Source organism: Hyphobacterium sp., assembly GCF_043584775.1.
Lineage (GTDB): Bacteria > Pseudomonadota > Alphaproteobacteria > Caulobacterales > Maricaulaceae > Hyphobacterium.
Map to the genome: position 1 here is coordinate 1,564,891 of NZ_CP121327.1, position 11,739 is coordinate 1,576,629.

Genomic DNA, 11,739 nt, shown 5'->3' on the forward strand with positions numbered 1-11,739 from the left:
ATGGGCGGCCTGACCCCGATCGACGGCGCCATCCTCCTCTTCATTGGGGCGTCCGCTTATCATGCCCTGGTCCGCGGCTTTGTCAGCGAAGCCCTGTCCATGACCGCCGCCATTGTGGCCGCCATCGCGGCGCTATGGAGCCGGCCGCTATTTGTCACGCTGGCCGATGATTTCGTGCCATCGGGATGGATTGCCAATCTGATCACGCTCGCCGTGGTCTTTGCGCTGGTCTTCATGGCCGTCAGCTTCCTGACCGCGCCGATGCGCGCCAATGTCAAACGCGGCGATGATGTCGGCTTCCTCGACCGCATGCTGGGATTTTTCTTCGGCATTGCGCGGGCCTTGCTGGCGCTGGGCTTTTTCCTGATCATTTCCAGCCTCGCCAATCAGGGACAGCCGCCGGGTCAACTGACCGATGCCCGGCTGTATCCGCTGGTGAATACATCTGCCCGCCTGCTGCAATCACTTGCGCCGGGGGATTCGCAAATCGGACGAACTACGCCTATATCGCCCGCAGAAATTCCGGACAGACCGGATGAAGAGTCGTATGAAGACCGCGACCGCAATCGGCTTGATGAACTAATCGGCAATGCCAGTGAGGATGATGACGGATGAGATTTCCGGCTCCCCCCCTCGCCTATGATCCGGCTTCGGACCATATGCGCGAAGAATGCGGCGTTTTTGCCGTCTACGGCGCAGCCGACTCGGCGCTGCTGATCGCGCTGGGCCTTCACGCCCTGCAACATCGCGGACAGGAAAGCTGCGGCATCGTCACCCATGACGGATCGCGCGTGTATGCCGAACGGCATATGGGACTGGTCGGCGAGCATTTTGCCGATGGCGAAACCCATCATCGCCTGCCCGGCTCTGCCGGCATCGGCCATGTGCGCTACTCCACGCAGGGCGCGACCATCACCCGGAATATCCAGCCGCTCTATGCCGATGTGCGCGGCGGCGGTATTGCCGTGGCACATAACGGCAATCTGACGAATTCCCGCACATTGCGGAATGACCTGGTCGCCAGCGGCGCCATCTTCCAGTCGACCAGCGACACGGAAGTCATTCTCCAGATCGCGGCGCGCTCGGAACGCACCAGCGCCTCCAAGCGCTTCCTGTCAGCCCTGAAGCAGATCGAAGGCGCTTTTGCCCTTGTCGCTCTGGTCAACGGCAAGCTCGTTGCCGCGCGGGACCCGTTCGGCATCCGGCCGCTCGTCCTGGGCGATCTGGATGGTGCGGTCATCCTTGCGTCGGAAACCTGTGCGCTGGATGTGATTGGCGCGAAATATATTCGCGACATCGATCCGGGCGAGGCCATTGTCGTCAGCGATGACGGGATCAAGTCGGAGCGCTTTGCCCCGGTTCAGCCCTCACGGCCGTGTGCCTTTGAGTACATCTATTTTGCCCGCCCCGATTCGATCATATCCGGGATCAGCGTCTATGAGGCGCGCAAGGAAATGGGGCGTCAGCTCTACCGGGATGCACCGGCGGATGTGGATGTCGTTATTCCGGTGCCGGACAGCGGCGTGCCAGCGGCTCTGGGTTATGCGCAAGCCGCCGGCGTGCCCTATGAAATGGGCATTATCCGCGGCCACTATGTCGGCCGGACCTTTATTCAGCCGACCCAGGCGAAACGCGATCTGGGCGTCCGCCGCAAGCACTCGGCCAACCGCTCCGTGATTGCCGGAAAGCGCGTCCTGCTGGTGGATGATTCCATCGTGCGTGGCACCACGTCGCGCAAGATTGTCGACATGATGCGCGATGCCGGGGCGACCGAAGTGCATTTCCGCTCCGCCTGTCCGCCCATTGTCAGCCCGGATTTCTACGGCATCGACATGCCGCGCACGGACGAGCTGATGGCCTCCTCCCTCGATTGCGAAGCCATGGCGCGCGCGCTGAAAGCCGACAGTCTCGGCTTCCTCTCCATCAACGGCCTCTATCAGGCTGTGCTGGGCGAGGCGCGCAACGACAAGACCCCGCAAATGGCCGATCATTACTTCACGGGCCAGTATCCGACCCGCCTGCTTGACCATGAGCGCGCGGCTTCCGACAAGGACCGGCAGCTTTCCCTGCTGGTCGATGCATGAGTAATCCGATGTTGAATGACAAGATTGCGCTGGTCACCGGCGCATCCCGCGGTATTGGCCGCGCTATTGCGGTTGGTCTGGCCAAAGACGGCGCGCATGTGATCGCCACAGCGCGCACGCAGGGCGGGCTGGAAGAACTGGACGACGAGATCAAGGCTGCGGGCGGCAAATGCACGCTGGTGCCGCTGGATCAAATGGATCCGGAAGGTATTGAAAAACTCTCCGAAATCATCGACGAGCGTTGGGGCCGGCTTGATATTCTGGTCGCGGCTGCCGGGCAGTTGGGCGAGTTGACGCCCGCCTATCAGGTGACAGCGAAAACCTGGAATGAAGTCATGGGCGTGAATGCGATCGCGCCGGCGCGTCTGATCCGGGCGTTCGAGCCGCTATTGCTGAAATCCGAGGCTGGCCGGGCCGTCTTCCTGACGTCTGGCGCATCGAAGTCCTGCCGCGCCTACTGGGCGCCCTATGCAGCCAGCAAGGCGGCGCTGGATGCGCTGGTCATGTCCTGGGCGGATGAGCACATTTCATCCGATCTGCGGATCAATCTGGTCAATCCCGGCCCGATGCGGACCGCCATGCGCAAGAAAGCCTTCCCCAGCGAAGACCGCGATGCGCTGCCCCCGCCCGAAGCGCTGGTGCCGCTGGTCCTGTCGCTGGTGTCTGCGGAAAATACGCGCCACCGCGAATGGGTGGATTTTCCCGACGAGGGGTGACGGAGCTTACCCCGGACGCCCTGATAAAACCGTCATCACCCGATTCATTCGGGTGATCTCAATAGATGGTGAGATCCCCCGGACCCGCGCAAGCGCGGCCGGAGGATGACGGATTTTTCTGGTGAGATACGGGCGTCACTCGTCCGCTCACGCTTCACACAGCAGGATCAATTCCCGCTGCCGCCGCGTGCGCCGTCCGTATAGGGGTTCTTGCCCGCCTTCACGATCAGACGGATCGGCACGCCCGGCATGTCAAAGGCTTCACGCAATCCGTTGACCAGATAGCGCTTGTAGCTTTCCGGCAAATCCGCTGCGCGCGAACACATCAATACGAAGGTCGGCGGGCGTGATTTCGTTTGCGTCAGATAGCGCGGCTTGATGCGGCGGCCATTGACAGCGGGCGGCGGATGCCGGGCCGTCATTTCCTGCAGCCAGTCATTGAGATCGCGCGTCTTGATCTTGGCGGACCAGTCCTTGTGCAGGCGGGTAACCGCCGGCATGATGTCGTCCAGCCCCTTCATCTTCAGCGCCGAGACCGGCACCAGAGGCGCGCCCTTGGCCTGTGGCAGCAGGCGCTCGAATTCGTATTGAAGCTCTTTCAGGGCGGCATGGCGGTTGGCCACGAGGTCCCATTTCGCCAGAACCATGACCAGTCCCCGCCCCTCGCGCAGAACCAGATCGGCCAGGGTCAGGTCCTGCTTTTCGAACGGGTGTTCGGAATCGGTCAGCAAGAGCACGATTTCGGCAAATTTGATGGCGCGCAGCGTGTCCGCCGCGCTCATCCGCTCCAGCCGGTCATCCACCTTGCCGCGTTTGCGAAGCCCCGCCGTATCGTGCAGACGCACGCGGCGGCCATCCCAGAACCAGTCGACCGCAATCGCATCGCGCGTCACACCGGCTTCCGGGCCGGTAATCAGGCGATCCTGTCCGATGAGGGAATTGATCAGGGTGGATTTTCCGGCATTCGGCCGGCCAATCACCGCAATGCGCAGAGGGGGTTCCTCGCTGCGGTCATCTTTCAGATTTTCAAACTCGCCCAGCGCCTCGCCAACCGCGGCATAGAGGTCGCCAATGCCATCGCCATGAGAGGCCGACAGGCCGACCGGCTCGCCAAAGCCCAGCGCATAGCTCTCGGAAATTCCAACCAGCCCGGCCCTGCCCTCCGCCTTGTTGGCGACCAGCACGACCTTGGCACCGGAGCGCCGGATCACATCAGCGAAGGCTTCATCAAGCGCGGTGACACCTTCGCGGGCATCAATGACGAACAGGCAGACATCGGCATCGGCCAGCGCGAGCTCTGTTTGCGCGCGCATATCGGTGCCGAGCTTTGTGGCATCGGCATCGTCAAAGCCGGCGGTATCGATGATCCGCAAGGGAATGTCGCCGAGGCGGCCGTGCGCTTCGCGTCGGTCGCGTGTGACGCCCGGCATGTCGTCGACGATGGCGAGTGGTTTGCCTGCAAGCCGGTTGAAAAGCGTCGACTTGCCGACATTCGGGCGGCCCACCACCGCAATTGTGGGGACAGCCATATCGTTATCGCAGCGCGACCAGACGTGCCTCATCGGTCACGACATAGATCGTTTCATTGACGATGATCGGGGCCACAAAGACCGGACCACCCAGATTGACGTCTCGCTGGATAGTCCCATCGATCGCCGACAGAATGACGGCGCGGCCATGCGATCCGGCCAGTACCAGGCGTCCACCGGCCATGATCGGGCCGGACCATGCAATGCGGTCGCGGCGGCGGCGTTCACTTTCGAACTGCTGCAACTGGGTGATCCACTGGATGGCCCCCGTCACCCGCTCGACGCAGACGACTTCGCCGTCAGACGTCACGAGGAACAGAAAATTGCCAGCGACCCATGGCGCATGCAGTCCGCCCGCCGGTTGCGTCCAGAGACGCTCCCCTGTGCGCAGGTTGAACGCGGCGAGAATGCCCGAATGGCTCATCGCATAGACGAAGTCATCCACGATGACGGGGCTGCCTGCCACATCATTGATCGCGGAAATCGGTGTCAGCCCGCCCGACCGTGTCAGCGCATCGGTCCAGATCGGGTTACCGTTCTGGATGCGCAGTGCGACAAGCTCGCCGGAGGCATAGGGCGCAACCACGGTTTCACCCAGCACAGCCGCACTCGGCGACGTCAGAAGGCGCGCCGGCTCGGAAATGCCCTGGTGGTTCCAGGCAATATCGCCGGATCCCTGCTCGATGGCGTAGAGCTCATTGTCATCGGTCGAGACAAAGACCATACCGTTCACAGCCGTCGGGGCCGAGTGGAAAGGCGTCAGCGATTCCGCGCGCCAGATTTCTGCGCCGCTCGTGGCATCGAGCGCTGCGAGGAAACGATTGCCATTGTGGGCAAACACCCGGCCTCCGTCGAAGGCGAGACCGCCGCCGAAAGTTGTCCGGTCATTGCGGGCCCCCGATTGCAGGCGGGCCTCCCAGATTTGCGCGCCGGTATCCGGGTCCAGCGCATAGACGCGGCCGCGGCCATCCATCGCGTAAATGCGTCCATCGGCATATATCGGCCGCGCATTGATGCGGCTGGAGCGGTCCGAGCCCTGACCAAACCGGTTGCGGAACAGAACGTCGAGATTGCCGGTCGCCTGCGTGTGCTGCATCGCGTGCGTCGGATAGCCGTCCGGCTGCGCCCAGATCGTGTTGCGATAGGCGGTCGGCAATTCGACTGGCGTTGCCGCCGCATCCGGGTCGGCCTGCAAGGATTGCTCGAAGGAGAGGATGGAGACGCGTTCGTCTTCCGGTGGCCGTTCCGGATCGTCCTCTTCCAGAAGGACGAAGGGATTGATTTGCGCGGCTGTGTCCTGAATGGAGGAACAACCGGCAAGGAAGGCCAGAGAGGCCAGCAGGAGATACCGGCCCGGGTTCGAAAATGTCATCAGCTTAGTCCTGTCCGTCTTCGGCAGAGTCATTGTCATTTGTTTCCAGCAAGCCGGCCGCGTCGGGCAATTGCGGGCTGTCGGTCGTCAGCGTTCCGGTCTCTTCATCGACGCGGTCCAGCACTTCCCCCAGATTGAAGGTCGCCGGATCCACATCCGGTGTTTCCGGAAGCGCCGGCATTTCGATGGCATCGTCTGTTGCCGGCGCGTCCAGAGCTTCCTGCTGCTGAAGGCGCTCGATCAGATCCACGGCAGCCTGCGCGCGTTGCGAGACCGGCAAGGCGAGACCATCAATATCGCCGGCAATGGCATTGTATTCGGTCAGGGCGCGGTCGAGATCGCCCTCGGCAAAGGCTTTTGCCGCGATCACTTCCATCGCCAGAAGGCGATAGGGCCGCTCCGGCTGCATCATGTCGCCGAGGCGGTTTTGAAGATCGTCGATCGACAGTTCCTCGAACTGGGCCATCGCGGCCTTGACGCGCGCCAGATCGGAGAAGGCGACGGTTGAAAACCGGTCCGCAGCCTGCTCGAACAGATACCCGGCTGTTGCCGCATCTCCGGCCTGCAGCGCAAGTTCGCCGCGCTGCATCAGCGCCAGTGCCGCATAGCCGCCCGCGCTGTCTTCGGAAATCTGCTGCAAGGCGAGATCGGCTTCGACGAGGCGGTCGTCTTCAACCAGCTCCAATGCCGCAAAATAGCGATCCGACATGGCATGGGATTGCTGGGTCTGCCAGTATTCCCAGCCTTGCCAGGCTGCTGCGATCACGACAATCGCAATGGCGCCGCCAAGAACCCACGGTCCCCATTTGCGCAGGAGATCGTTATACTTGTCCTTGCGGAGTTCTTCTTCAACTTCGTGGAAAATGTCGGCCAAGGGAAACGCCCTGTAATCTCTGGTCAATCGGAGCCGGACACTAGCCGCGCTGGGCCTCAGCGGCAACAGCGCTGAGGGCCAGGACCTGCTAATTTGTCTGTAATGGCGGCCGGGGTGACGAGAGATGCGAGGAAAAGCCCGAAGAGCGGAGCCTTTCCCCCGGTCGAGGGCTTTGACAAAGCAGATCGACGTCATCATGGCCGTCCTTCGGACCGGGCCGCTTTGCACGGGCTACTGCGTCGCAAATCCTTGAAAGGCATTGGCCTTCCGGCGGGTTTGCTCCTTGTATCCGCGCAGATCCGCTCCGGCCATTGCAGCCAGATTAGCAGATCCTGGCCCTAACTGCTCTTCGGCTTGAAGGAATAGGTTTCTGCATCTGCCGGAAAGGCGCGTGATTTCACATCGGCCGCATAGGCTGCAACGGCCTCCTCCACCACGCCGGACAATTGCGCATACCGACGCACGAATTTCGGGGTCCAGTCGAACAGGCCGAGCATGTCCTGGGTGACCAGAATCTGCCCGTCACAGGCGGCCGATGCGCCAATGCCGATGGTCGGCGCTTTCACCGCGCCGGTAATTTCCCGCGCCAGATTTTCCGCCACGCCTTCAATGACGATGGCAAAGGCACCGGCCGCATCCGCTTCGCGCGCTTCGTTGAAGACGCGCGTGCGTTCCATATCGTCGCGGCCCTTGGCTTTGAAGCCGCCTTCATTGAGGGCCGCCTGCGGGCGAAGGCCGACATGGCCCATCACCGGAATGCCGCGCTCGGCGAGAAAACGGATCGTGTCAGCGGCATAAACACCGCTTTCGATCTTCACCGCCTGCGCGCCGGTTTCGGCCAGAGCGCGCGAAGCGCTTTCAAACGCCTGTTCGGGCGATTTCTCATAGGTGCCAAAGGGCAGATCAATCACCACCAGCGCCTGTTTCGCAGCCCGCATGACGGCCTTGCCATGCAGGATCATCATGTCGAGCGTCACACCGATGGTGGAATCGAGCCCGTGGACAACCATGCCGAGGCTGTCGCCCACGAGGAGGACATCGCAATGCGGGTCCAGCAGGCGCGCCATCGGCGCGTCATAGGCGGTCAGGCAGACCAGAGGCTCGCCCCCCTTGCGGGCGCGAATACCCGGCACTCCGATGCGTTTGATCTTGTTTTGAGCAGACATGGCGGCGTCATAGCCGAAGAGCCGCTCCGGCGATAGCGTCCGGCTGGTTAAATCTGTTTTGGAATGACGACCGCGAATCCGGCGATCATTAGGGCGAGCGCCCCGGCTGCCAGCATTTCCGGCGAGGTATAGGCGAAGACCTGTCCGGCTATCCCGTCCACGGGCAGCAAGTCCGGGTTGGAAAAAAAACCCTCCAGCTGCGTGCCGGCCACGGCCGACCCGGTCGAGCCGGCCCCGCCCAGTATCAGAGCGCGGCGGCGGTCGGGACGCTTGATCCGGCTCTGCACCTTGCGGACAAAGTCTTCGGCATCGCTGTGATCGGGCTCAGCGGCCGCAAAAGCGGAGCGCAGACGATCTTCAAATGGGTCATTCATGGTCATGATACCATCGCCTCCTCGGCCTCGAACCAGGCCTTCAGCTTTTCCCGTCCCCGGTTAACGTGTGACTTCACGGTTCCCAGTGGCATGCCTGTCGCTTCCGATGCCTCTGCATGGGACATTCCGCTAGCATAACACAGCACAACACACACCCGTTCGTCTTCCTTCAGTGTTTTCAATCCGCGGTCGAGATCGACCACTGATCCCATGTCACGCGGCTTCTCGACGTCATCGACATCTTGCTGAAAGCGTTCCATGGCCTTGTCTGTTGCCTTGCGCTTTCGCGCCGACATCAGAAACTCGTTGTAAGCGATCCGGCAGAGCCATCCCCGAAAGGATCCGCTGCCCGTAAAGCTGTTGATCTTGTTGAAGGCCTTGATGAAGGCCTCCTGGGCAAGATCGTCTGCGAGGGCGTGATTGCCACACATGCGGGTCATCATCCCTCGCACAACGCCCTGGTGACGGCGGACGAGCTCGCCAAAGGCCGCGCCGTCCCTGGCGGCGACGACCAATGCGATCAATTCCTCGTCCGATGCACCCCGAGACACTTGAGCGTTCTCCGATTATTCGGCGTCGTCTGATTTGTCGCCCATAAGGACGCCAATTGCGATTAGCGTCAGGCCGATAAATCCGGGGAAAGCTGCAATACCGGCAAATACCCGGAACGCCATGTCTTCTTCAGGCCCGACCGCCCAGCCGAATACCAAGACGGCGGCGGCGACTGCGGTCCAGATCATTCCGGTGCGAAGCTCGCTACCTTTCTTGCGTTCCTGAACGCCGAGCGATTTGACAACTTCCGGCGTCAGAATGGTGCCGTTCTGTGAGGCCACGCGTACTGTTTCCAGTATTTCCCGCTTATTCTTGTTGCCGAAGTGGAGAACAATTCCGACGATGATCGCTGGCAGCAAGATTGCCGACAACGGGATCAAGACCATAAAACCTTCCATTGGGATTTCCTTTTCGTGTCTCGAAAGCGCTCAAATGCGCTTCTCGAAACCAAGATGCACCGCCGGTCAAATTTGGATGCAAACCGTCATCCGACGATGCCGACGCCAAACAGGTAGAGGTGAAACCGCGCCAACAGGACGGCGATCAGAGCGCCAATGACAATCGCCACGACATCTCCGCCCCAGCCCTTGGGCGGCACCGGCGCATGGTCGCCGCGAATGAAGGCGGCGATCAGGGTGATGAGCGACCAGACAAAAAATGAGCCAAACAGATAGACTGCGGCGCGCTCGCTATTGGCCGCCAGATGGGAGCCTGACCAGAGCAGAACGCCGGTGAGCATGGGATGCTGGACAAAGCGGCGGATATGGCTGGGCGTATTGGCCGCCACGATCAGGATCAATGATACCGGCACGGCGATCAGCGCCGCGAGACGGCCCCATTCCGGCGCAACCCACAGAATTTCGGACGGATGCGCCTGTATCTTGCCATAGATGATCAGGCCGAGGCCGATGATGGAAATCAGCGAATAGAGCACCTTGAACCCGCCGGGTCCGAAACCGGATATCATGGCGTTGCGTCCGCCCGGCACCAGCCGGATGGAATGGATGCCCAGAAACAGAACCAGACCGATAATCAGAAAAATCATGCAATGTCCCCCTCGACCCGGTGAGACTAGTCCGAGTCTGCGGGGCTTGGCGAGATCAACGGATCAGATTCCCGCCAATGACGCGCGGCAGCAACACAGCCGCCGCGACAATGAGGGCGGCGAGCGCAAGTCCCGGCGTGCTGGCCATATCCGTGGCAAATTGTGCCGCAGCGCCGACAAGACTAAGGCCCGATGCCTTCACCAGACCGAAGAGAATGGCGGTTGCGGCAATCGCAATGATGCCATTGCGGCGCAGCTGCGCGGACAAACGAATACGGGCCATCCGCCCTTCCAGATCGGCCATGAAAGCCGGATCACGTGCCGGGGCGGCATCGGCCTGAAGAAAGGCGTTCAGCCTGTTTTCTGCGCTCATGAGTCACCTCCCAGCGCGGCGAGCAATCGGGCCCGGCCGCGCTTGATATGAGATTTGATCGTTCCGACCGGCATGTCCAGTGCCTCTGAGGCTTCGCCATGCGACCATCCGCCGGCCAGACACAGGGCAATACAGGCGCGCTGGTCCGGCGTGAGCTCCTGCATCGCCGCCTCCAGCTCCATGTTTTCCGCCAAGCTGATGCCCTCTGGCCGCATCTGGTCTTGCGTATCCGACCAGTCCTGTTCGCGCCGCGCGCGCCGTCCGGCAGAGCGGCGCTGTTGCGATGCCAGCCGCCATCCCGTGCCGATCAGCCAGCTTTTGAACGCGGCCGGTTCGCGCAATTGATGCAGTCTTTGCCAGGCACGAATCAGCGCGTCCTGCGCGATATCGTCTGCCAGCGCATGATCGCGGCAAACCCCGCGGAGAAAACTCCGCAGGGCCTGACTGTGTCGCTGGGCGAGCTGCGCGAAGGCGGCATCTGAGCCTTGCCGCGCAGCGCCCACCAGCTCGGCGTCGCTGGCGTCGTGCATGGCTAGCGCTTGCGGCGCTTGCCAAAGAGCGACGAGGCGAGAAAAGCCAGAGCGAGCACGCCCAGTATCATCGAGACGAAATACATGGACGTCTCGTCGCCCAGCCAGCCAGAATAGCCGGCAAAGGCAAAGATCGCGCTGAGGCCGGAAAACAGGACGACCAGAAAGACGCCGCTGCCACCGCCGGAATCGCCATCGCCGTCATTATCGTGCCATTCCCGGCCGCCATGACGATCTGTCTCGGAATTCAGCGAGGCGACCAGATCTGCCGGCGCTTCCTTGCCGGCCGCGGCGTAGGTTTTCAGAAGCTCGATTTTGGCTTTGGTGCGCTTGTAACTCATGAAGCTGTTCCATCCGGCTATCAGGAAAAAAGCCAGCGGAAACAGAAGCCACCAGAAACTTGAGAAGATTTCGCCAAACGAATCCATATCCATTCCTCCAATCGATGCGGCGATTATTGCCGTTCACAGGATGAGTGGCCACCGGATACGGGTTTGGAGGCAGATAGGTGCAGATTTATTCACGGCGCAGCGTGCAACATCCCGAATAGACCGTCTCCGCATGATCCGGCAGAACCGTATTCAACGACCAGCCATAGGGAATATCGCTCATGCCATCGGAGCAGTATTCCGGCTCCAGCACGGCGACGCCGCCGCCCTCAAGCATCAGGATGACGGGATAGCCGATCGTGAAGGCGCGCGGCGCGGCCGTCACAGGGTAAGGCGTTGATTCCTCTTCTGCCCAGAAGGCATTGAAAACAATATTATCTTCGTCGATTTCGGCGCTCCAGAATGGCTCCGTTCCGCCGCAGGAGAGGCCTACCGGCAGGCCGGAGGCCAGCAATTCCGGCTCCGTACGGGCCAGATAGGTGAAGGACACCCAGCCCGCCTGTTCGCCGCTGGAGACCTGTGCCCAATTGCCGTCTCGCCCGGTGACTTCGATATTGACCGCATCGAATGCCAGTTCACCGATCACCTCAGCTTCGGGATTGGCGTCAGCGCGAATGTTCAGTGTGTCGTCCGGAGCTACGCCCGTGACGTTGAAATACTGCGTCTGATATCCGGTCTGAGCGAGCGCGGGCGCGCTGAACAGGCCCAACAGGAGGATGAGAATTCGAGTCATGA

The 11,739-nt window shown here is 61.5% G+C and carries 15 protein-coding genes; 3 read left to right on the forward strand and 12 right to left on the reverse strand.

Features of this window, described 5'->3' with window-relative positions:
* Genes P0D52_RS07735 through P0D52_RS07745 form a run of 3 tightly spaced genes read left to right on the forward strand, consistent with a single transcriptional unit; the run spans position 1 to position 2,800 of the window.
* Positions 1-615: a CvpA family protein gene (locus tag P0D52_RS07735; RefSeq protein WP_394692093.1), complete on the forward strand. Its 615-nt coding sequence runs from the start codon at positions 1-3 to the stop codon at positions 613-615.
* Positions 612-2,084 carry an amidophosphoribosyltransferase gene (gene purF, locus P0D52_RS07740; RefSeq protein WP_394692094.1) on the forward strand — a complete coding sequence of 491 codons (1,473 nt, stop codon included), beginning with the start codon at positions 612-614 and terminating at the stop codon, positions 2,082-2,084. Before P0D52_RS07735 ends, purF begins: the two co-directional genes overlap by 4 nt.
* An 8-nt stretch (positions 2,085-2,092) precedes the next feature.
* Positions 2,093-2,800 (forward strand): SDR family NAD(P)-dependent oxidoreductase, encoded by a 708-nt coding sequence (locus tag P0D52_RS07745; RefSeq protein WP_394692095.1) that lies wholly within the window; start codon positions 2,093-2,095, stop codon positions 2,798-2,800.
* A gap of 167 nt (positions 2,801-2,967) precedes the next feature.
* Here the strand turns inward: P0D52_RS07745 and der are convergent, their stop codons facing one another.
* From der to P0D52_RS07805, 12 genes are all read right to left on the reverse strand, one after another.
* Positions 2,968-4,329 carry a ribosome biogenesis GTPase Der gene (der, locus tag P0D52_RS07750; protein ID WP_394692096.1) on the reverse strand — a complete coding sequence of 454 codons (1,362 nt, stop codon included), beginning with the start codon at positions 4,327-4,329 and terminating at the stop codon, positions 2,968-2,970.
* Positions 4,330-4,333: 4 nt separating this feature from the next.
* Complete coding sequence (locus P0D52_RS07755; protein WP_394692097.1) at positions 4,334-5,701, reverse strand: PQQ-binding-like beta-propeller repeat protein; 1,368 nt, start codon at positions 5,699-5,701, stop codon at positions 4,334-4,336.
* Between the two features lie 4 nt (positions 5,702-5,705).
* Positions 5,706-6,575: a tetratricopeptide repeat protein gene (locus tag P0D52_RS07760; protein ID WP_394692098.1), complete on the reverse strand. Its 870-nt coding sequence runs from the start codon at positions 6,573-6,575 to the stop codon at positions 5,706-5,708.
* Between the two features lie 338 nt (positions 6,576-6,913).
* Positions 6,914-7,741: a 3-methyl-2-oxobutanoate hydroxymethyltransferase gene (panB, locus tag P0D52_RS07765; RefSeq protein ID WP_394692099.1), complete on the reverse strand. Its 828-nt coding sequence runs from the start codon at positions 7,739-7,741 to the stop codon at positions 6,914-6,916.
* A gap of 47 nt (positions 7,742-7,788) precedes the next feature.
* Complete coding sequence (locus P0D52_RS07770; RefSeq protein WP_394692100.1) at positions 7,789-8,121, reverse strand: hypothetical protein; 333 nt, start codon at positions 8,119-8,121, stop codon at positions 7,789-7,791.
* Positions 8,118-8,666, reverse strand: a complete 549-nt coding sequence (locus P0D52_RS07775; protein ID WP_394692101.1) for an RNA polymerase sigma factor — start codon at positions 8,664-8,666, stop codon at positions 8,118-8,120. The genes P0D52_RS07770 and P0D52_RS07775 overlap by 4 nt, the downstream gene beginning before the upstream one ends.
* A gap of 15 nt (positions 8,667-8,681) precedes the next feature.
* A complete protein-coding gene (locus P0D52_RS07780) occupies positions 8,682-9,065 on the reverse strand; it encodes a DUF6249 domain-containing protein (RefSeq protein ID WP_394692102.1) in 384 nt (127 codons plus the stop codon).
* 86 nt (positions 9,066-9,151) lie between these two features.
* The gene (locus P0D52_RS07785; protein ID WP_394692103.1) at positions 9,152-9,712 is read right to left on the reverse strand and encodes an NnrU family protein; all 561 of its coding nucleotides are present in this window, start codon (positions 9,710-9,712) and stop codon (positions 9,152-9,154) included.
* A 55-nt stretch (positions 9,713-9,767) separates the two neighbouring features.
* Positions 9,768-10,085, reverse strand: coding sequence for a hypothetical protein (locus P0D52_RS07790; RefSeq protein ID WP_394692104.1), 318 nt, complete (start codon positions 10,083-10,085; stop codon positions 9,768-9,770).
* Entirely contained in the window at positions 10,082-10,615 is a 534-nt protein-coding gene (locus P0D52_RS07795) for an RNA polymerase sigma factor (RefSeq protein WP_394692105.1), read from the reverse strand. Before P0D52_RS07795 ends, P0D52_RS07790 begins: the two co-directional genes overlap by 4 nt.
* A gap of 2 nt (positions 10,616-10,617) precedes the next feature.
* Positions 10,618-11,043: a hypothetical protein gene (locus P0D52_RS07800; RefSeq protein ID WP_394692106.1), complete on the reverse strand. Its 426-nt coding sequence runs from the start codon at positions 11,041-11,043 to the stop codon at positions 10,618-10,620.
* An 88-nt stretch (positions 11,044-11,131) separates the two neighbouring features.
* Complete coding sequence (locus P0D52_RS07805; protein WP_394692107.1) at positions 11,132-11,737, reverse strand: COG3650 family protein; 606 nt, start codon at positions 11,735-11,737, stop codon at positions 11,132-11,134.
* Positions 11,738-11,739: the final 2 nt, after the last annotated feature.